Genomic DNA, 20,184 nt, shown 5'->3' with positions numbered 1-20,184 from the left:
GCCCCGGCCAGCCGGTGCTATCGCGCCGCCGATTTCAGGGGCTTTCCCTCCTGCCTCGGTGCCTGGCGCTCCATCCTCTGCCCATCGCGCAGGTCGACGGGCGGGCTCAGGACGATCTGCTCGCCCCCGTCCAATCCCTGGTCGATCTCGATGGTGGTGCCGAGGTCGCGCTGGATATGGACGCCGCGCCATTCCACCGTGCCGTCCTCGCGGGAGATCGCGACCTGGGTGCCGCGCTGATTGAAGACGAGGCCCTCGGCCGGGATGACCGTGTTCCTCGCCGTCCGCGGCACCTTCAGCGTCACGTAGACGTAGAGGCCGGGCCGCAGGCTGCCGTCGCGGTTGGGAACGTCCACCTGCGTGGTCAGGGTTCGGGACGAGGTCAGCAGGGCGACGGAGCTTCGCTCGACCTTGCCGGAGAAGGTCCGGTCCGGGATCTGGGGCACCTTGATCGTCGCGGCGACGCCCGGACTCACCCCGACGGCGAGATTCTGGGGCACGTTGACGACCACGCGCAGGACGTCGTCCCGGTCCATGGACAGCAGGGCGGTGCCGGTGCCGTCCGCCTGGACGAGATCGCCGACATCGACGCTACGGGCGGTCACGACACCATCGAAGGGGGCGATCACGTCCTTGAAGCCGGTCAGTGCCTTCAGGCGGTCCACGGTGGCGCGCTGCGCCTTGATGTTGGCCTCGGCCACTTTCACCCCCGCTTCCGCCGAGGCGAGGCTCGCGCCCTGGCTCAGGACGCTGGCCTGGGAATTGTCCGCGTTCTGCTTCGAAGCCCAGCCCTGCACGGCGAGGGTCGAGGTGCGGCTGTTGGTGGCGGTGGCGAGATTCACGTTGGCCTTCGCCTGATCGACCATGGCCCTCGCCTGGAGCAGCTGGGCTTCGAGCTGGCCGACCTGCGCCTGGGCCTGCGCCAGCTGCTGGTCGAGATCGGGGGCGGCGATGCGGATGAGGATGTCGCCCTGCTTGACCCGCGTGCCGATATCGACCCGGCGCTCTGCGATGTAGCCCGTGGCACGGGCGAAGAGGGACGCCCTGGCGAAGGCGTCGGTCTGTCCGGGCAGGGTGATGTCAATGGGCTGGTCGGCCCGCTCCACCGCGATGGTCCGCAGTTTCGGCACGAACTCCCTCGCCTTGCGCTGCGTCTCTTGCGCCGCGGCGGCCTTCTGCCAATGGCCGTAACCACCCCAGCCGAGCAGGCCGACGGCAATGAGCCCGGCGACGAGGAACGGCCCCTTCCCCGGCGGCGGCGGGATCTCCTCCGGGTCTCGCCCCGATCCATGACTCGAACCATGACTCGAATCAGGAGCCGTCACCGTGCCGGTCTTCTCATCGATCGCGTCACCAGGGCTGTTCCCGCTCATGCGTAATCCTGAAGCGGCTTGACCTCGCCCCGCCTGAGGAGGGTGTAGAGGAAGGGCACGAAGAGCAAGGTCGAGGGCGTACCGATGGCGATGCCGCCCATGACGGCGCGGGCCAGCGCCGCGTTCTGTTCGCCGCCCTCCCCCGTCCCCAGGGCCATCGGGATCAACCCGAGGAACATCGCGCCTGCCGTCATCAGCACTGGCCGCAGCCGGGTCTCGCCCGCCAGGAGCGCGGCTTCGGTCGCGCTGCAGCCGGTGGCCTCCCGGTGCTCCTTGGCGAAGGTGACGAGGAGGATGGAATTGGCGGAAGCGATGCCCACCGACATGATCGCCCCGAACAGCGACGGGATCGAGAAGGTCGTGCCGGTGATGAACAAGCTGGCCACGATTCCGCAGAAGGCGAGCGGGAGCGCCGCCAGCACCACGAGCGGGTCGCCCCAAGACTGGAAGTTCACCGCCATCAGCAAGTAGACCGCCACCAGGGCGATGGAGAGGCCGATTCCCATGCGGAAGAAGGCCGATTGCATGTTCTCGATCTGCCCGCGCACGGTGATCTTGTCCGGGGCCGGCAGGGCTCTCTGTTCCTCCTCGACGATTCGGCGGATGTCTTTCGCCACCGAACCGAGATCGGAATCCTGCACCGCCGCGTAGATGTTGAAGGTCGGCTGCGTGTTGACGTGGTTGATCACCGTCTGCGACCCCTCGCGGCGCATGGTCGAGACGCTGGAGAGCAGCGTCAGCACGCCGGGCGCATCGGAATTGCCGCTGACGAGGAGCGGGGTGTTCTGGATCGCCGTGAGGCTGTCGTTGCGATATTCCGGGGTCTGGACCCAGAGCTGGTAGGGGATGCCGGTCTTCGGGTCGGTCCAGAAATTCGGTGTCACCTGGAAGGACCCCGACAGGGAGACGTTGAGGCCCTGCGCGATCTGCTGCTCGGTGAGGCCGAGCTCGGAGGCGAGGCGCCGGTCCACGTCTACGAAGAATTGCGGCGTGCCGACGATCTGGTGGAGGTGGACGTCCACCGCCCCGCGCGTCTCCTTGAGGCGACGGACGATGTTCTGCGCGGCGGCGAGGTCCTTGGCGGTGTTGCGGCCCGAGACCTGGATGTCGATCTGCGCCAGCGTTCCGAAATTGAGGATCTGCGTGATGATGTCGGAGGGCTGGAAATAGACGATCAGGTCGGGAAAGCGCTCGCGCAACACCTCGCGCAATCGCTTGGTGTAGCCGGCGACCGAGCCGTGGCCTTCCTTCAAGTTGATGAGCATCTGCCCGTCGTTGTTGGCGACGAACGACCCGTCCGAGAAGGCGAAATTGTAGTTGTTCGCCGGCAGGCCGAGATTGTCGAGAACCTGGTCGATCTCGCCCTCGGGGATGACCTCGCGGACGACGGTCTGGACTTCGGCGAAGGTCTGCACCGCCGTCTCGATGCGCATGCCCGGACGGGTGCGCAGATGCAGCGTCATCTGGCTCGATTCGACCTGTGGGAAGTAATCCTGGCCGACGAAACCGAACAGGCCTGCCGTGCCCGCGAAGATCACCGCCACGGTGGCGAGGGTGACGACGCGGCGGCGCAGGACCACGTGGAGCAGGCCGAGATAGCTACGGTGAAAGCGGGCGAACCGGGCTTCGAATCCCTGCCGGAACCAGCCCGCGAGGCGGAAGATCGGCCCGAATGCCCAGCCCAGCGCACGGGCGATGCGGCCCCGCTGCGGAGACTGCCCACCCTTGCCGTGATGCTCCTCGTATTCCCGCGCCACGAGCACGTCGATCAGCACCGGCACCAGGGTGCGGGACAGGACGTAGGAGGTCAGCATCGCGAAGACGACGGCGAGCGCCTGGGGCGTGAATAGGTATTTCGGCGTGTCCGTGAGGGCGAAGACCGAGACGAAGGCGGCGCAGATGGAGAGCGTCGAGATCAGCGCGGGTTTCGCGATGCCGGCCGCGCCCTCCACCACGGATTTTCGGAACGGCTCGCCCTCCTCGAACAGCCGGTAGGTGTTCTCGATGGCCACCGTTGCGTCGTCCACGAGGATGCCCACCGCCAAGGCGAGCCCGCCAAGCGTCATGACGTTGATGGTCTCGCCCAACGCCGTGAGGATTGCGAGCGAGGTCAGGATCGAGAGCGGGATCGAGACGAGCACCACGATGGTGGAGCGCCATGAGCCGAGGAACAGCAGGATCGTCAGGCCGGTCAGCGCGGCGGCGATGACTGCCTCGTGGATCACGCCCTCGATGGCGGCGGAGACGAAGACCGATTGATCGAACAATTCGCGTAGCGCCATTCCCTCCGGGGCGGCGGCGCGGATGTCCGGCAGGGCCTTCTTCACGTTGTTGACGACGTCGAGGGTCGAGGCGGTACCGTTCTTAAAGATGCGCATCAGCACCGAGTTCAGGCCGTCGGCCCGCACGATGTTCACCTGCGGCGGGCCTCCGTCACGGACATTGGCGACGTCGCGCACCAGCACAGGCTGTCCGCCGACCACCCGGATCGGCACCTGATTGAGCGCTTCGATGGCGTCCGGCGTGGCGTTGAGCTGGATCGGGTATTGCTGCTCGCCGATCTTGGCGAGGCCGGAGGGCACGGTGAGATTCTGCGCCGTCATGGCGTTGGTGACGTCCAGCGCCGTCAGGCCCAGAGCACGCAGGGCCTGAAGGTCGAGATCGACCATGATCTGGCGCGGCGTGCCGCCGAAGGGCGAGGGCAGCGTCGAGCCCGGCACCTGGGTCAGGCGCTGGCGGATGCGGTACTGCGCGTAATCGTAGACCTTGGTCAGGCTCTCGCTGGTAGAGGAGAGCGAAAGCTGGATCACCGGGACGGAGGAGGCCGAGAACCGCAGGACGATGGGCGGCTGCACCCCCGGCGGCATGGTCGAACGGATCGAGTTCATCGCCGAGACGGTCTGGGCGATGGCGAGATCGATGCTCACCGATTGGTCGAAATAGACCTTCTGGATCGCGGTGCCCTGCAGCGTCGTCGATTCCATCCGAGCGATGTTGTTGACGTTGTTCGAGAGCGAGAACTCCGCATAGGTCGTGATGCGACGCTCCATCTCGGAGGTCGAAAGGCCCGTATAGGTCCACACCACCACGACCACCGGAATATCCACGGTCGGGAGGACGTCCTTGGGCGCCACGATCACCGAGGCCGCGCCGCCGAGCATCATCAGCACCGCGAGGACGTAGACCGTGATGCGAAACTTCAGAGCATACTGGACGAGGCCCATATGGTATCCGCGCAAACCTGTTCGGGCTGGTGTACCACGTTCGTCGCACGCCACGAGGTCAGCTGTAGACGTGACGCCGCGACGCAATCGGCGGACCGGGGCAGGATATTTGTTTCCGGATGTAACCGGTGCGCGAATACGCTCCGCCCAGGACCGCGCCTATTTCGCGGTTTTGGCCGGCACGTTGCGGCAGATGCCCTTGAGCGTTGCCCATTCGGTCTCGTCGAGAATGCGCCGGCCGACCGTCTCCGTGCCCGCCATCGCGCGGATGCGGTTGGCGCGCTCCTTCGTGAAGGGATGGCTGCGGAGCAGGCTCGCGAACTCGGCCTTCTCGTCGTCCTTGGCGATGCGTTCGAGGATCGTCGCCAGCGCCGTGGCATCCCCGCCCGACCGGCTCATGACCTCCACCGAATAGGTATCCGCCGCGTTCTCCGCCTCGCGCGAATAACCGGCCGAAATAGCGGCTTGGCCTACCGCGACGAGGATCGTGGAGCCGGTCAGGTCGCCCAGCACGAGACTGAGAAGGAACGAGCTTCCGCTCGCCGCCAGCAGAGCCCGCATCGGGTCGCGCGCGGCGACATGGCCGAATTCGTGAGCCAGCACGCCGGCAAATTCGTCGGGCGTGCGGGACTGATCGATGAGGTCCGACAGCACGACGACCCGCCCGCCGGGAAGGGTCAGGGCATTGGCGATGGCGTGTCGCCTGACGGTGATCGCCGGATCGACCGGCAGGCCGCCATTCGCCGTCATCCGCTCGATCAGCCGGTCGAGGACGGCTCGCGCCGGGGCATCGTTGCAGACCGGCGGGTCGCCGAGAATCTTGCCGATCTGCCCGTCCACCGCCCCGCCGAGCCGCGCTTCGATCGCTGCCGGGACGACGGGCGCCAGACGCACCGCGATGGCCGGGACGCCGTAGATCGCCAGACCGATCACCGAGATCCCGGCCGCGATCGACCACAGGACGAGGCGCAGGCGACCGCCCGAGGCGGAGGGGTCGGATCGGTATAGGTCCGGACAGCGATCCTTCAGCGCGGCGGCCAGGGCCTCGTCGGTGAACTCGACCCGCTCGGCACGTCCCGCCGGGCCGACCCGCATGAGCGGGGCCGCCGTGTCGCCGGCCGCGAGGTCGGCGAGTGTCCAGGCGAGGCGTAGGTCCTGCCCGGTGATCTCCAGGCTGTCCTCGAGGACCAGGGTCACCGGATGGGCCCTGGCGCTCAAGCCATCGGAGTACGTGCCGTAGACCGCATGTGCCGGCACTAGAACCCCACTTCGAGCGCGCCGCCGACATCGAGCGCGTCGGCGAGGCCCTCGTTGAGTCCGCTGCCCACCCGCCGGCTCGACGCGAGCACGGCATCGAGGCCGCCGGCATTCTCGACCACCGTCGTCGTCGCGACCGCCGCCCAGAGCCGCGCCGTGATGACCCGGACATAGAGCACCGCGAAGAACAGCGCGCCGCCGAGATAGCCGAACACCATGCCGAGGACGAGCATCCAGTGGAATCCGCTCTCCATGCCCTGGGTCTGCAGGAGCAGACCGCCGCCGCCGATGACGAGGCCGAGGATCAGGACGAAGCCGATCACGGAGAGAAGGTAGACGAAATAGGGCCAGTAGAACTGGCGGGCCTTCAGGGTGGACGAAAGGTGCACGGAGCCGAGGCTGGCCGCGTTCATGAAGAGCCGCGTCTCCCGCGCCCGGTAGAAGGGGATGAGCAGAAGCCCGAGGGGAAACGTGATGCCGAGCGTGCTGAGGAGAAGCGCCCCGAACGTGGCGATGGGCGTGCCGTCGTAATCGCTGTTGAACTCCGTCTCGCCGGGTTTGCCCCCCTCCTTGGGGACGAACAGGTCGTCGGGAATGTTGAAATCGGTAGCCACGAGGAAGGCGAGCAGCGCTCCGACGATGGGCAGGAAAACAACCACGTAGAAGGCCAGCCAGGGAAGCAGCAGCGAGCGCCCGCGCGCGGTCGATTCCATCCGGCTCGACCCGATCAGGGTGTGATTGATCCGGTACCGCTCTAGGCTCGCCCGCATGAAGGGGAAGGCGAGGCCGAGGGTCAGGAGCGTCAGCAGCGACCAGCCGATGGCCATGAGCGCATAGGTGATCGCCGATCCGTCCTGGCCGAGGCGGATACCACGCCACAGGGTGCGCGAGGCGCGGTAGCGCCGGCCGCGATAGACCGCGAACTGGCCGAGGACGAAGAGGATGAGGAAGGACAGGAGGCTGCCGAAGGCCGCGAGCCAGGGCGCCGAGATCGTCGCGACGAAGATCAGGACGTAGACCGGGATCAGGATGGCGACGGCGACGAGGAAGCCGAGGAACAGTTCCTTGCCGGTCCCGGAATACTCGGCCGGGCTGCCGTCGACGACGGTCCTGTTCCAGAAGTAGCGCCGCAATTCGGTGACGTACCAGAATCGGTAGATGCCGAAGGTGACGAGGGACAGGAGGAAGCCACGGACGGCGACGCCGGTGAGGCCCCTGAGTGTCCTGTCGAAGGTGATCGCGCCGGAGCGGTCCATCCCGGATCGCGTCTCGGTCATTGGCGGCTGCGACATGAGACCTCCTCTCTCGGGAGGCGACATATAAGCCTATCGTCCCAGATGAGGCCACCCGCCGATACGACTTTAGATCGGTATGCTCTTGCACCGATGAAGTATGGGGCCGCCGACGTCGTTAAAAAGCCCCGCTCCGGTCTTGGAATTTCAACTCCGAGACCGGAGCCCGAAACGTCTTCGTCGCATGATCGCGATAGAGAGGAAGATCTGTCTCGCCGAAGGGGTCGTCACCGAAGGGGATAGACTGGATCAGCAGCAGCGAAATCCGTTCCGGTTACCCACACCGAACCGGGCATTCTCCCTATTCCGGTAGAATTCCCGCTCGCTCATCGGCTCCTGATCGGTATGGGTCCGGCGAATATGGGCGGCATAGGCCTCGTAGTCGCCCTGCCCCACCATCAGGCGGGCGCCGTCGCAGACGCATTTCGAGAAGGTCTTCAGCCGATCCCGTAGTTCCATCGACGACAGCGCCATATCGGTTACTCCGCCGGGACGGCGGTGGGGCCGCCGCTTTCGAGGGCCGTCCAGCGCTCGGCGCGATAGGCCTTGACGCAAGCCATGATGCCGAAGGCGGCGATGGCGACGACGAGGCCGACGAACATCACGGCGAGTGCCGCGTCGATCCGGTCGTTGAAGACGATCTTGTGCATGTCGACCATGTTCTTGGCCGGACCCAGCACCTTGCCCTCGGCGATCGCCGCCGAGAACCGGTCGGCATGGGACAGGAAGCCGATCTTGGGGTCGGCCGAGAAGATCTTCTGCCAGCCCGCATTGAGGGTGCAGATCAGCAGCCAGACGGTGGGGATGATCGTGACGAAGGCGTAGCGCTCACGCTTCATCTTGAAGATCACCACGGTGGCGAGCGTCAGCGCCACGGCCGCCAGCATCTGGTTCGAGATGCCGAAGAGCGGCCACAGGGTGTAGATGCCGCCGAGCGGGTCGGTGACGCCCTGGTAGAGGAAGTAGCCCCAGGCCGAGACGCAAAGTGCCGTGGCCAGGATGCTGGGTGCCCAGGCCGTGGTGTCCTTGAAGGTCGGTGAGATCAGGCCGAGCAGATCCTGCAGCATGAAGCGTCCCGCACGCGTGCCGGCATCGACGGCAGTGAGGATGAAGAGGGCCTCGAACAGGATCGCGAAATGGTACCAGAAGGCCATCATCGTCTTGCCGCCGATGGCGGACGAGATGATGTGGGCCATGCCGACGGCGAGGGTCGGAGCGCCGCCGGTGCGCGAGATGATCGAATGCTCGCCCACGTCCTTGGCGGTCTGGGTGATCACCTCGGGTGTGATCGGGAAGCCGAGATTGGTCACCGCAGCCGCCGCCGTCTCGGCGGAGGTGCCGAGCAGGGCGCCGGGCGAATTCATGGTGAAGTAGATGCCCGGATCGATCACGCTCGCGGCGACCAGCGCCATGATCGCGACGAAGCTCTCCATCAGCATGCCGCCATAGCCGATGAAGCGGGTGTCCATTTCGTTGTCGAGGAGCTTCGGCGTCGTTCCCGACGAGATGAGCGCATGGAAGCCGGAGACCGCGCCGCAGGCAATGGTGATGAAGAGGAACGGGAACAGGGAGCCCGCCCAGACCGGGCCGGTGCCGTCCACGAACTTCGTCATGGCCGGCATCTGCAGGTGCGGGGCGACGACGACGATGCCGAGCGCGAGGCCGATGATGGTGCCGATCTTGAGGAAGGTCGAGAGATAGTCGCGCGGGGCGAGCAGGAGCCAGACCGGCAGGATCGAGGCGATGAAGCCGTAGCCGATCAGCATCCAGGTGAGCTGGGTGCCGGTGAAGGTGAAGGCCGGGCCCCAGACCGGGTGTTCGTTGATCTGGCCGCCGCCGATGATGGCGGCCATGAGCAGGATGAAGCCGAGGATCGAGACCTCACCGATCTTGCCCGGCCGGACGAAGCGGGCGTAGAGGCCCATCAGGATGGCGATCGGGATCGTGGCCGCGACGGTGAAGGTGCCCCAGGGGCTCTCGGCCAGCGCCTTGACCACGATCATCGCCAGGACGGCGAGCAGGATCACCATGATCATGAAAGTGCCGAACAGCGCGATCACGCCGGGGATCACACCGAGTTCGGCCCGGATCAGTTCACCCAGGGAGCGCCCATCGCGGCGCATGGAGATGAACAGGATCATGAAGTCCTGCACCGCGCCGGCGAGCACGACGCCGGCCAGGATCCAGAGCATGCCGGGCAGGTAGCCCATCTGCGCGGCCAGGACCGGGCCGACGAGGGGACCCGCGCCTGCGATCGCCGCGAAATGGTGGCCGAACAGGACGGTCTTGTTGGTGGGAACGTAGTCGAGCCCGTCATTGTGACGGTGAGCGGGTGTCTCGCGCGCCGGGTCGAGGCGCATCACCTTCTCGGAGATGTAGAGCGAGTAGTACCGGTAGGAGATGAGGTAGACGCAGACCGCGGCCACGACGATCCACAAGGCGTTGATCGATTCGCCACGGCTGGTGGCGACAATCGCCAGGGCTGCCGCGCCCAACGCACCGACAAGGGCCCATGGCCCGTGCTTCTGTATCGCACTCATCGACGTCTCGCTCCCGCGACCCGTCCTTGATGGCGGATCGTCAAGGCTCTTCTGGCTCAAAAATTCTTTCGGGGCCAGAGGAGAAAAATACAAAGACGCGGACGCTGTCAGTCCGTGACGATCACCCGGTTCGGCAACTCGTCGATATCACCCGGCCGGCGCGGCAGGTGTCGCTCGAGGATGGCGCCGATGGACTCGACGGCCGTGACGAGGCCCTCCGTCGCCTCGCGCCGTCGGAGCGAGGCGAGAAGCGAGTCGATCGCCGACGACCACGCCGCCGGGGAGATGCGCGAGGCGATGCCCGTATCGGCGACGATCTCGGCATGCCCCTCGGCGATGGCGAGATAGATGAGGATGCCCGTTCGCCCGCGCGTCCCGGCCAGTCCGCGCGCGGCGAATTCCCTCGTCGCCGCCTCATGGGCCCGCGCCCGCCGGATCGAGCGGGGAACGAGGCCGAGACGGGTTCGCGGATGGGAGGCTGCGGCAAGCGCCAGGAGAACGACCGCAGCCTGCGTCAGGGCGATCGACGCCGCACTCCACGGCGTGAACAGTATCAGTGGCCAGGGCACCGCGAGCCCGAGGGCCAGCGCCGGCACAAGGGCTGCGGACCGGTACAGCCCGGCGCGGGCGGCGACGAGAACGACGATCTCCGCCGATGTCGTCGATTCGGCCTTGGCGATCGCTCCGGCGATCCGCGTCCTGTCGGTGTCGCTCAGCATCCTACCAATCCCCGGAGGCGCCGCCTCCTCCCGATGAGCCACCTCCGCCCGAGAAGCCGCCGCCATCACCGAAGCCGCCCGAGACGCCACCGCTCCAGCCGCCGGACGATGGCCCGGGAAGGATGATGAATCCGCTACCCGGGCGGCCGCGATTCATCCGGTAGACGACGAACAGGATCAGCAGGAACAGGATGATGAAGCCGATGACATGGGACGGCTCGGCCTCGTCGCTGCGTACCTTGCCCCTGCGCTGCCATTCCTCGGCATCGCCGCTGAGGATCGACAGCATGGCATCGATTCCGGCCTTGATGCCGCCGCCGTAATCGCCTGTCTTGAAGCGGGGCGTGATGGACGTGGTGATGATGACCTTCGACAAGGCGTCGGTCAGCGCCCCTTCGAGGCCGTAGCCGACCTCGATCCTCACCTTACGGTCGTTTGGCGCTACCAGCAGAATTGCGCCGTTGTTGGTCTTGGATTGCCCGATGGCCCAGGAGCGGAACAGCCGGTTGCCGTAATCCTCGATCGTCAGCCCTTGCAGGTTCGGCACCGTCGCGACGACGACCTGATCGGAGGTCTTCTCCTCGTAGGCCTTCAGCTGTGCGTCCAGTGCCGATATCTCGTCCGGCTTGAGGATCCCGGCCGCATCCACGACGCGACCGCTGAGGGACGGGAAGGTCGGCTCTGCGGCCAGAGCCTCGCCGCGCGCCAGCAGCACCATCCCCGCCAGGACGACGAGGACGAACGCCAGGACCGGCGCGAGCGCGCGCCCTCGAAGAAACGCCGCCCTCATCACCGCGCTAGAACTTCACGGACGGAGGCTTGTCCGAATTGGGCGTCGCCGTGAACGTCTCCATCGGCTTCGATTCCGGATAGAACCACGCGGCGATCCAGCGGCCGGGGATGGTGCGGACCTCGGTGTTGTAGGCCTGGACGGCGCCGATATAGTCGCGGCGTGCGACGGCGATCCGGTTCTCCGTGCCTTCCAGCTGGGATTGCAGCGCGAGGAAGTTCTGGTTCGACTTCAGATCGGGATAGCGCTCCACGGTGACGAGGAGCCGCCCGAGGGCGCCGGAGAGCTGATTCTGCGCGTCCTGGAATTCCTTGAACTTCTGGGGATCGGACACCGTGGAGGCATCGACCTTCACGCTGGAGGCCTTGGCGCGGGCTTCCGTGACACCGACGAGGACATCCTTCTCCTGCTGCGCGTAGCCCTTCACAGTCTCCACGAGATTCGGGATCAGGTCGGCACGGCGCTGATACTGATTCTGAACCTCGCTCCACGAGGATTTCGCGCTCTCCTCCAGCGTGGGCACCCGGTTGATCGCGCCGCAGCCCGAGAGGGTCGTGGCCAGGGCGACGGCGACGAGCGCGGACCGCATGCGGCGAAACACCGAGGGTCGAGGCGAAGGCGCGAAGGTCGCGGTGGCGTCGGGACGCAGAACTGACAACATCGGGGGCTCCTCGTGGACGGGCGCGGCATGGCGCGTCCACGCCCCTGCCGCCCGGCGACGCATGTTGAGATAGGGCGTGATACCGCCGGTGAAAGGCCGGATCGCGATGCGTCCGCGACGAAACTCCACGCACATCCCGTGGTCGAACTCCCACGAGGGCAGGTTGACAAGGCAGCGTGCATGGGTCGCTGTGCCGGCCATGGATGAACTGCCACCTACCCCCCGGGTCGAAAAACCGAGGGTTTCCATCACCTACTGCACGCAGTGCCAGTGGCTCCTGCGTGCCGGCTGGATGGCGCAGGAGCTTCTTTCCACTTTCCGCGACGAGGTCGGCGAAGTCGCCCTCGTGCCGGGGACAGGCGGCGTCTTCATCATCGTCTGCGGGTCGGAGACGATCTGGGACCGAACGCGGGACGGGGGATTTCCCGACGTGAAGACCTTGAAGCAGCGCGTCCGCGATCGGCTGGCGCCGAGCCGGGATCTCGGTCACATCGATAGGCCATGAACGCCGAGACGGAGAAAGCCAAGATCAAGAACCAAGAGCCGAAGAGCGCCGAGTCCAAGAGCGAAATGGAACCTGCTTTCGAACGGACGAGAACCGGTGGGTGGCAGGGCACGGCACCTGGCCGGCTGTTCGCACGCATCCGGGATCGAGGCTTCTCGACCCAGGTCTACCTGATCGCCCTCGTCGTGGCGCTGATCGGGCCCGGGCTTCTGTTCACCGCGATCCTGCTGTTTCGCTATGCCGGAACAGAGCGGGCACGGTTCGAACAGGATGCCCGCGAGAACGTTCGCGGCATCGCCCTGTCCATCGACCGCGACACGGCGGGCCTCGTCTCCGTGCTGCAGACCTTGGCGACGTCGCCCCGCCTGAAGGATGCGGAGTTCGAGAATTTCGACGCCCAGGCACGCCTCGTTCGCGAAACCGTCGGGCTCGACATCCTCCTGCGCCAACCGGACGGGCAGCAACTGGTCAATACGTCGGTCCCGCGCGGGGCCCCATTGCCGAAGACCGCCTTGCCCTTCGACCGTGAGCTGACATCCGGAACGCAGCGGGCCATGATCTCCGGCATCCTGTCGGGCAGCATGCCCGACCGGGCGACCTACGCCATCGCCGTCCCGGTGCAGAACGAGGGCGAAGTCGTCTACCTGCTGAGCTTTCTCGCGCCGGTGAACCGGCTCCAGGGCATCCTGAGCCGGGAATACGTCCAGGGCTGGATGACGGGGGTCTCGGACCGGGATGGGATCGCCCTCGCCCGTATCCCCGACCCGGCCTCCATCGTCGGGCGGCCGCGCCTGGCGACTCTTCGCCAGCGCCAGACCGACACGCCGGGAGTCTGGGAGGGCAAGGATTTCAACATGCGCCCCGTCACGGTCGTCGAGGCGCGCTCGCGCCTCACCGGGTGGACGGTGAGCGCCGTGATTCCGAAGGCGCTCGTGGACGCGCGGCTGCGCGGATGGATCTGGGCCTTTACCGGCTTCGGCCTCCTCGTCCTGGCGACGTCGTCGATCCTCGCCATCAATCTCTGGTCGAAGGTTTCGCAGCCATTGCGCCGGCTCGTGGCGTCCGGCCCGGCGCTCGCCCGTGGCGAAGCGATTCCGCGCATCACCTCGCCGATCCACGAGATCCGCCGCCTCGGCGACGTTCTGGCGGACGCATCTCTGCGCCTGCGCACGCGAAGCGAAGAGCGCGATACGGCGCTCGCCGAGACGGAGCGCGGGCTCTCGGCCCTGCGCGAGAGCGAGGCGCGGTTCCGGCACATGGCGGATTCGGCCCCCGCATTGATCTGGATGACCGACGAGCTTGGCGAGATCAGCTTCGCCAACCTGCATTTCGACCATCTGTTCGGAAAACCCGCCAGCGCGCTGGCGGCCGGCGGGTGGCAGACGATCGTCCATCCGGACGACCAGACGGCGTTCACGTCCAAGTTCTCCGAGGCCTTTGCCGAGCGTCTTCCCGTGAGGGCGGAGGTCCGGGTGGTGGATCGCGACGGCGAGGTACGCTGGCTGCGTTGCGAAGGCGTGCCACGCCTCGACGATACCGGGGCCTTCCTCGGCTATACCGGCTGCAACGTCGACATCACCGACGCCAAGCGGGCGGAGGAGCATCTCCTGCTCCTCATCCACGAACTCAACCACCGCGTGAAGAACACGCTCGCGACCGTCCAGTCCATCGCCATGCAATCCCTGCGCGGCCTCGACACAGCGGAGGCGGCGGCGGCAAAGGCCGCGTTCGAGGCGAGGCTGCTCGCCCTCGCCCGGGTGCACGATGTGCTCACCCGCGAAAGCTGGGAGGGGGCGGAACTCGGCAACGTGGTGGCGGATGCCATCGCTCCCCTCGATTCCACCGGGGCGGGCCAATCCCGCTTCATCGTGTCCGGGCCGCAATTGCGCCTGCCACCTCGGCTTGCGCTCTCCATCGCCATGGCGCTGCATGAACTCGGCACCAACGCGGTCAAATACGGCTCGCTCTCGCAAGAGGGCGGGACTGTGAAAATCACCTGGTCAGTCATTAAAGACGTGGAGACCCGCCTCCTTCTGCGCTGGAGCGAAAACGGCGGACCGCCCGTGACGCAGCCGACACGCACCGGCTTCGGTTCCCGCCTCATCGAGCGTAGTCTGGCGCGCGAGCTTGCCGGCGAGGTTCAGCTCCTGTTCGAGCCCACCGGGGTTGTCTGCTCGATCGAGGCGCCCGTACCGCCGCCGACCTTGCTCGAGCGCAAGGCCGGCCTCGTCCCGCTACGACCCGCACCGCTTCTCCCTCACTCGGCCTGATCGCTCGCGCCTAAAACAAGTCGTCATGCGCGCTCGCCCGAACATGCGCGTGAGGACGGTGCCCCACCATGGCTCGCCCTTCGATCCGATGCAGTCACTCACGTCGAGCGCGCGAACTTCGCAAAAAAGTTACTCTCCCATGTGCGACACTGGGCGAAATTGAATTCAACTATAAGTATGTTTCTTGTTCGGTGCCGCCGCGACATCAATTCTTATGGCGAGACGACATACATGGTTGGAGTATGCGCCAGCCAATTTTCGTCTACGCGTGATACTGGAGAAGAACCAGCGGTTTGATTGGTAATCCTGTTTTTTGGGGAGCCGACTGGATACTGTTCGAAAGAAGAAAATATTAGAATCCAGCCGCTTGGTTACCATTGACGACTGGCGTCTGGCTCAAAGAAGCCGACCATTCTCGCGTTCCGGCGGTCGCGGAGAGCGGGTATGCTAAGGCACTATTAAACAATAGAGTTTATTACATTGCCCTATCGATATCTCAGGGTTGTAGATTTATGATTGGCTTCTCCCGCAAGCGTCCCGCCTCCGACACGACTGCGGTGCCTGCCGTTGCCCAGCAGATCGAGGCCGATGAGGTTCGTCTGAGCACGGCCGTCGAAGCACTGATGTCGAGCCAGGGTTTGACCGCCGTCGACCTGCCCGACGGTAGGCTCAAATCCGCCCTCGAACGCCTTCGCAGCCATGGCGATGACGATAAGCAGCGTAGCCTGTCCTCCATCGCGTCCATGGCGAAGGAAGCCTCGGAGGCCGCCATCAATATCGGCTGGATGACCTACGATGTCGGCGAGGTGGCGAGCGCCACGCAGACGATCGCGGGTGCAACAGAGGAATTGGCGGCATCCATCGCCGAGGTCTCTCAGACGTCCGACACGGTCGTCACCGTTGCCCAGGACGCGCTGACCGCCATGAGCGCCTGCATCGGCGACGGACGCCAGGCGAAATCCGCCATGCAGGAGATCGAAGCCCGCACCTCGCTCATTTCAGAGCGCGTCGTGGTGCTTGAGCGAGCCATCGCCCAGATCGAAGTGATGGCGACCGCCATCGCGTCGATTTCCGCCCAGACCAATCTGCTCGCGCTGAACGCCACGATCGAAGCCGCGCGTGCGGGTGAAGCCGGACGTGGGTTCTCGGTGGTCGCCGCCGAGGTCAAGTCTCTCTCTGCCCAGACCGCCAAGTCGACAGGTGAAATCCGCGGCCTGCTCAGCACCCTCACGGCCGAAATGGGAGCCATCTCGGTGGCCGTCGGCGAGAGCCGCAGCGCCGTCACGTCCGGCCGGGCGATCGTCGAGCAATTGGAGACGCGGGTCGAGCAGACCAACGAGCGGATCTCGCAGGCGAGCGACCTGAATCAGGCGATCTCGCACATGCTCTCGCAGCAGCGCTCTGCCACCGCCGAAATCTCCACCAGCGTCCAGAACATTGCCGGCAAGGCCGCGAAGACCCACGAGGAGATCGACAAGATCACCACCCGCCTCGTGAAGGCGGAAAGCTTCGGCCGCACCGCTTTGGCTGCGGAAAGCGGCCGCGTCAGCGCTCATGGCCTGGTCTGCCTGCCGGCGGATGTGGGCATGTGGAAGCGCAAGCTGGCCCGCATCCTGGTCGGGCTCGCTCCGGCCGCCTCCACCGAAGCGATGATGCTGGGCATTGCGAACCACAGCGTCTGCACGGAGTTGCGGAACGGCCCGTTGCGCGATCACCCGGCGCTGGCCCGTCTTGCCCATGCCGAGAAGACCGCTCTCGAAGAAGCGAAGAAGATGATCGATGCCGTCGCCGCGAACAATTGGGACGTGGGGACGCCGGCTTATCAGGCCGCTTCCGCTGCCATGAAGTCGATGCTCGCCGCCGCCAACGAGTTGCTAGACACCAAGGCTGCGTAATCGCCGCTCATCGCGGATGACGCTCAGGCAAACCCATCGACATCCTGCGGCCGGCTCTTGTTGCCGGCCGCAGGTTTCGTCATGGCTTGAGCGCATCGCCACGAGAGAGCCCGAACCTTTCGAATGATCCACCCGGACGCCTCCCTGCCGGCCCGTTTCAATGCCGCCCGCCACTGCCTTGCGGACAATGCGCGCCTGCGGGGAGGCAAGACGGCGCTCGTCATGGCGGGCGCGGAAGGCGAGACGCTGCGCCTCACCTTCGCCGAGGCGGACCGGGCCGTGCGCGGCATTGCCGCCGGCTTTCTGTCCCTCGGTCTCGCACGCGGCGACCGCGTGATGATCCGGATGGGCAACGAGGCGGATTACGTCCTCGTGTATTTCGGCGCGCTCGCCGCCGGGCTCGTGGCCCTCCCCTCCTCGCCACAACTGACGCCGGCGGAGGCCGCGTTCCTCATGGAGAATTCCGGTGCGGCCGTCGTGGTGACCGGGGCGGGCCACCGTCTCGACGCGGCGGAGGCCGAGGGCCGCATCGTCCTCGGCCCCTCCGAGATCGCCCTGATGAAGCGTGCCGAGCCGGTCGCGGATTATGCCGACACCGCAGCGGACGATCCGGCGACCTTGGTCTACACGTCGGGCACCACCAGCCGGCCGAAAGGCGTGCTCCATGCCCATCGGGCGATCTGGGGGCGCCGTCCCATGCATGCGCATTGGCTGGGGCTGACGGAGGCCGACGTCATGCTGCATGCCGGCACCATGAACTGGACCTACACGCTCGGCGTCGGGATCACCGATCCGTGGTCCTGCGGCGCCACGAGCGTGCTCTACGATGGGCCCCGTGATCCTGCCATCTGGCCCAGTCTCATCGCCCGCCACGGTGCGACGCTGTTTGCCGCCGTGCCGAGCGTCTACCGACAGATCCTGAAATATGCCGATCTCGATTCCTGCGATCTGTCCCGGCTGCGCCACGGCTGCACCGCTGGCGAGGCCCTGCCCGCCGACTTGCTGGAGGCCTGGACGCGGCGGACCGGCAAGCCGCTCTACGAGGCGCTCGGCATGAGTGAAATCTCCACTTACATCTCCAGCGGTCCCACCATTCCGGTGAAGCCCGGTTCTCCCGGCATGCCCCAGCCCGGGCGCCGCGTGGCGATCCTGCCCGTGGACGGGCCGAGCGAGCCTTTGCCCAAAGGCGAGACCGGGCTTCTGGCCATCCACCGTACGGAGCCAGGCTTGATGCTCGGCTACTGGAACCGGCCCGACGAAGAAGCCTCGGTTCTGCGCGGCGAATGGTTCGCGGGCGGCGATCTCGCGAGCTTGGACGAGGACGGCTACCTCTGGTTCCACGGGCGCAACGACGACCTGATGAATGCCCTCGGCTACCGGGTCTCGCCCAACGAGGTCGAGGGCGTGGTCGGCTTGCATCCCTCCGTGGCCGAAGTCGGCGTCGCTGAGCTCGCCGTCCGGGCCGACCTGAAGGTCATCGCCGCTTTCGTCGTCCTGAGGCCAGGGGCGGAGGCGGACGGGCCGTCGATCCTCGCCTGGTGCGCCGAGAGACTGGCGGCCTACAAATGCCCACGCGAGATCCGGTTCGTGGAGGCGCTTCCCCGCACCGCCAACGGGAAGGTCCAACGCAAGCGGTTGGGCGACCAGCCGGTCGCGGCCTGAGCACGACGCCGCCGGCCCTAGGGGGACGATCCTCGATCCATGACGACACTGTCGAGAAAACAGTATCGGCCAGCCGGGCCGATGCCGTAGAGCCCTCCCCATGTCCGCGCCGCCGCTCTCGATCTTCCTCATCGCCTTCAACGAAGCCGACCGGATCGGCGCGACCATCCGAGCCGTGCGCGACCTCACGGACGACCTCGTCGTGGTCGATTCCGGCTCCACCGATGGAACGCAGGCGCTGGCGGCATCGCTTGGCGCACGCGTGATCCACAACGACTGGTCGGGCTACGGCCCGCAGAAGCGCTTCGCCGAGACCGTCTGCCGTCACGACTGGCTGCTCAACCTCGATGCGGACGAGGTGGTGCCGCCGGACCTGTCCCGGACCATCCGGGACCTCTTCGCTGCCGGCGAACCCGCCCACCCGGCCTATCGCATCGCCATCGCGGAGATCTTCCCCGGTGAGTCGAGGCCCCATCCCTGGGCCTATGCCCTGCATCCCGTGCGCCTCTACCGCAAGGACAGGGGGCGCTACTCGCCCTCCCCCGTCCACGACCGGGTGGAGCTCGATCCCGGCGCCAGCGTCGGACGCTTGAAGGGGGTCATCCACCACTTTTCCGTGCGCTCGCTCGGCGATCAGCTCGACAAGCTCAACCGCTATTCCGACCAGCAGGCCCGGGACCTCGAAGCCCGCGGCGTGACGATTCCCACCTGGCGGATCTTCGTCGAACTGCCGCTGAATTTCCTGAAGGCCTATCTCGGCCGGCGCCATTTCGTCCGCGGCGTCTACGGCTTCCTCACCGCCGCGAACTACGCGATCTCCCGCCATCTCCGGGTCGCCAAGCACTATGAACGGCGCAGCGCGCTGATTTCCACCCCGTTGCCGCCTATTGAACCGGCCAAGCGGGTTGACCCGTCCGACGCGAAATTCTAGAGCCACCCCTACGGAGACGTGGCCGAGCGGCTGAAGGCACTCGTTTGCTAAATGAGCATACCCCGAAAGGGGTATCGAGGGTTCGAATCCCTCCGTCTCCGCCATTTAGCCGCTTCTACGCCATGGTGCGCCATTCTGCGCGGTCGATACACAACCACCGCGGGTCTCTGATTGGGCGCAGTCCGTGGGGGCAGGCGCCATCCACCCGCACCGCAGATTCTTCTATCCATTTGATCCGGGTATATCGGGCCTCTCCGTCCCTTCACCCAGAAATTCCAGCAGTCGGGCTGAAAACCGATCCCCTGAATCGACGTTGGAGATGTGTGCGGCGCCGTCGATTTCGGCGTAGCGGCCCTGTGGCGCGCGCTCGGCCATGCGATGGCTGGTCTCGGGCGGGGACATCCCATCGAGGTTGCCTGCCATGAAAAGCGTCGGCATGGCGAGCGAGGCGATGCGTTCGGTGACGTCGAACGCGGATGCCGCGCGCAACATGGGCGAGCGAGGCGCCATCGGCCGTCGCCGCTATGCCATGCCGGACTTGATAGGTCCGCAAACCCTCCGGTGTCGTCTGGAACGCGGGAGAGACAAGCGACGGCCAGCTTTGTTCCAACCGTTGGACCGGACCACCGGGGCGTTCGAAAATCGTCGCCCAGCCTTCCGCCAGCGCGTGGAAGACGGGCGTGCTTGTCTTGTCGAAGCTGTTCGCGACGACCAGTCGGCCGATACGTTCTGGGTCTCGGAGCGCAAGCTCCAGCGCGATCATGCCCCCCAGTGGAGGCCAACCAGATCGACAGGCCCTATATCCAGATGAGTGAGCAGTGCTTCGATATCGCCCGCGAGCGCGGCGACGCCTATGGGCGCCGTCAGCTTGCCCGACGCGCCATGCCCGGCATGATCGGGCACGGTCACCCGATAGCCTGCCTCGACCAGCGGAGCGATCTGTGGTCCCCAGGCGCGGCCTGAATTACTGATGCCATGCAGAAGGACGATAGGGCGGCCAGCGCCGAATTCGATGAAATAATTGGTGCGGCTAGCCGTGTCGTAAAAGGCCATTGTAAGACTCCT

General features: G+C 66.2%; 16 protein-coding genes and 1 tRNA gene. 6 read left to right on the top strand and 11 right to left on the bottom strand.

Annotated features, from left to right (window positions below; translation table 11 throughout):
• Positions 1 to 17: 17 nt before the first annotated feature.
• From ASF32_RS15870 to ASF32_RS15830, 9 genes are all read right to left on the bottom strand, one after another.
• A complete protein-coding gene (locus tag ASF32_RS15870; RefSeq protein WP_244478097.1) occupies positions 18 to 1,373 on the bottom strand; it encodes an efflux RND transporter periplasmic adaptor subunit in 1,356 nt (451 codons plus the stop codon).
• Complete coding sequence (locus ASF32_RS15865) at positions 1,370 to 4,597, bottom strand: efflux RND transporter permease subunit (protein ID WP_056430242.1); 3,228 nt, start codon at positions 4,595 to 4,597, stop codon at positions 1,370 to 1,372. The genes ASF32_RS15870 and ASF32_RS15865 overlap by 4 nt, the downstream gene beginning before the upstream one ends.
• A 159-nt stretch (positions 4,598 to 4,756) precedes the next feature.
• Positions 4,757 to 5,854, bottom strand: a complete 1,098-nt coding sequence (locus ASF32_RS15860) for a M48 family metallopeptidase (RefSeq protein ID WP_056430239.1) — start codon at positions 5,852 to 5,854, stop codon at positions 4,757 to 4,759.
• On the bottom strand, positions 5,854 to 7,146 hold the full coding sequence (locus tag ASF32_RS15855) for a YjgN family protein (RefSeq protein ID WP_056430237.1): 1,293 nt from the start codon (positions 7,144 to 7,146) through the stop codon (positions 5,854 to 5,856). Before ASF32_RS15855 ends, ASF32_RS15860 begins: the two co-directional genes overlap by 1 nt.
• Before the next feature lie 249 nt (positions 7,147 to 7,395).
• Positions 7,396 to 7,620 (bottom strand): YbdD/YjiX family protein, encoded by a 225-nt coding sequence (locus ASF32_RS15850; protein ID WP_056430233.1) that lies wholly within the window; start codon positions 7,618 to 7,620, stop codon positions 7,396 to 7,398.
• Positions 7,621 to 7,625: 5 nt separating this feature from the next.
• A complete protein-coding gene (locus ASF32_RS15845; protein ID WP_056430231.1) occupies positions 7,626 to 9,686 on the bottom strand; it encodes a carbon starvation CstA family protein in 2,061 nt (686 codons plus the stop codon).
• 107 nt (positions 9,687 to 9,793) lie between these two features.
• The gene (locus tag ASF32_RS15840) at positions 9,794 to 10,405 is read right to left on the bottom strand and encodes a hypothetical protein (protein WP_056430227.1); all 612 of its coding nucleotides are present in this window, start codon (positions 10,403 to 10,405) and stop codon (positions 9,794 to 9,796) included.
• Position 10,406: 1 nt separating this feature from the next.
• On the bottom strand, positions 10,407 to 11,195 hold the full coding sequence (locus ASF32_RS15835; protein ID WP_056430225.1) for a TPM domain-containing protein: 789 nt from the start codon (positions 11,193 to 11,195) through the stop codon (positions 10,407 to 10,409).
• Positions 11,196 to 11,202: 7 nt separating this feature from the next.
• Positions 11,203 to 11,784, bottom strand: a complete 582-nt coding sequence (locus ASF32_RS15830; protein ID WP_056430563.1) for a LemA family protein — start codon at positions 11,782 to 11,784, stop codon at positions 11,203 to 11,205.
• 271 nt (positions 11,785 to 12,055) lie between these two features.
• Here ASF32_RS15830 and ASF32_RS15825 point away from each other — a divergent pair, with 271 nt between their 5' ends.
• From ASF32_RS15825 to ASF32_RS15800, 6 genes are all read left to right on the top strand, one after another.
• The gene (locus ASF32_RS15825; protein ID WP_056430561.1) at positions 12,056 to 12,361 is read left to right on the top strand and encodes a SelT/SelW/SelH family protein; all 306 of its coding nucleotides are present in this window, start codon (positions 12,056 to 12,058) and stop codon (positions 12,359 to 12,361) included.
• A gap of 125 nt (positions 12,362 to 12,486) precedes the next feature.
• A complete protein-coding gene (locus ASF32_RS15820) occupies positions 12,487 to 14,631 on the top strand; it encodes an HWE histidine kinase domain-containing protein (protein WP_056430558.1) in 2,145 nt (714 codons plus the stop codon).
• A gap of 512 nt (positions 14,632 to 15,143) precedes the next feature.
• Positions 15,144 to 16,526 (top strand): methyl-accepting chemotaxis protein, encoded by a 1,383-nt coding sequence (locus ASF32_RS15815; RefSeq protein WP_056430222.1) that lies wholly within the window; start codon positions 15,144 to 15,146, stop codon positions 16,524 to 16,526.
• Between the two features lie 123 nt (positions 16,527 to 16,649).
• On the top strand, positions 16,650 to 18,188 hold the full coding sequence (locus ASF32_RS15810) for an AMP-binding protein (protein ID WP_056430219.1): 1,539 nt from the start codon (positions 16,650 to 16,652) through the stop codon (positions 18,186 to 18,188).
• 100 nt (positions 18,189 to 18,288) lie between these two features.
• Complete coding sequence (locus ASF32_RS15805) at positions 18,289 to 19,119, top strand: glycosyltransferase family 2 protein (RefSeq protein ID WP_056430216.1); 831 nt, start codon at positions 18,289 to 18,291, stop codon at positions 19,117 to 19,119.
• 12 nt (positions 19,120 to 19,131) lie between these two features.
• Positions 19,132 to 19,223, top strand: a tRNA-Ser gene (locus ASF32_RS15800).
• 118 nt (positions 19,224 to 19,341) lie between these two features.
• Here the strand turns inward: ASF32_RS15800 and ASF32_RS25995 are convergent.
• Together ASF32_RS25995 and ASF32_RS25990 are read right to left on the bottom strand one after the other, a co-directional pair.
• Positions 19,342 to 19,611, bottom strand: a complete 270-nt coding sequence (locus ASF32_RS25995) for an alpha/beta hydrolase (protein WP_200919150.1) — start codon at positions 19,609 to 19,611, stop codon at positions 19,342 to 19,344.
• A gap of 267 nt (positions 19,612 to 19,878) precedes the next feature.
• The gene (locus ASF32_RS25990) at positions 19,879 to 20,172 is read right to left on the bottom strand and encodes an alpha/beta fold hydrolase (protein ID WP_200919149.1); all 294 of its coding nucleotides are present in this window, start codon (positions 20,170 to 20,172) and stop codon (positions 19,879 to 19,881) included.
• Between the last annotated feature and the right edge of the window lie 12 nt (positions 20,173 to 20,184).

The organism is Methylobacterium sp. Leaf91 (assembly GCF_001422815.1).
GTDB lineage: Bacteria > Pseudomonadota > Alphaproteobacteria > Rhizobiales > Beijerinckiaceae > Methylobacterium.
This window is presented reverse-complemented; position numbering and strand designations above follow the sequence as displayed.

Bases quoted from the DNA above. Each gene is read 5' to 3' on its own strand.
- ASF32_RS15870 (WP_244478097.1), bottom strand. From the start codon at position 1,373: ATGAGCGGGAACAGCCCTGGTGACGCGATCGATGAGAAGACCGGCACG.
- ASF32_RS15865 (WP_056430242.1), bottom strand. From the start codon at position 4,597: ATGGGCCTCGTCCAGTATGCTCTGAAGTTTCGCATCACGGTCTACGTC.
- ASF32_RS15855 (WP_056430237.1), bottom strand. From the start codon at position 7,146: ATGTCGCAGCCGCCAATGACCGAGACGCGATCCGGGATGGACCGCTCC.
- ASF32_RS15850 (WP_056430233.1), bottom strand. From the start codon at position 7,620: ATGGCGCTGTCGTCGATGGAACTACGGGATCGGCTGAAGACCTTCTCG.
- ASF32_RS15845 (WP_056430231.1), bottom strand. From the start codon at position 9,686: ATGAGTGCGATACAGAAGCACGGGCCATGGGCCCTTGTCGGTGCGTTG.
- ASF32_RS15840 (WP_056430227.1), bottom strand. From the start codon at position 10,405: ATGCTGAGCGACACCGACAGGACGCGGATCGCCGGAGCGATCGCCAAG.
- ASF32_RS15835 (WP_056430225.1), bottom strand. From the start codon at position 11,195: ATGAGGGCGGCGTTTCTTCGAGGGCGCGCGCTCGCGCCGGTCCTGGCG.
- ASF32_RS15830 (WP_056430563.1), bottom strand. From the start codon at position 11,784: ATGCGGTCCGCGCTCGTCGCCGTCGCCCTGGCCACGACCCTCTCGGGC.
- ASF32_RS15825 (WP_056430561.1), top strand. From the start codon at position 12,056: ATGGATGAACTGCCACCTACCCCCCGGGTCGAAAAACCGAGGGTTTCC.
- ASF32_RS15815 (WP_056430222.1), top strand. From the start codon at position 15,144: ATGATTGGCTTCTCCCGCAAGCGTCCCGCCTCCGACACGACTGCGGTG.
- ASF32_RS15810 (WP_056430219.1), top strand. From the start codon at position 16,650: ATGATCCACCCGGACGCCTCCCTGCCGGCCCGTTTCAATGCCGCCCGC.
- ASF32_RS15805 (WP_056430216.1), top strand. From the start codon at position 18,289: ATGTCCGCGCCGCCGCTCTCGATCTTCCTCATCGCCTTCAACGAAGCC.
- ASF32_RS25995 (WP_200919150.1), bottom strand. From the start codon at position 19,611: ATGTTGCGCGCGGCATCCGCGTTCGACGTCACCGAACGCATCGCCTCG.
- ASF32_RS25990 (WP_200919149.1), bottom strand. From the start codon at position 20,172: ATGGCCTTTTACGACACGGCTAGCCGCACCAATTATTTCATCGAATTC.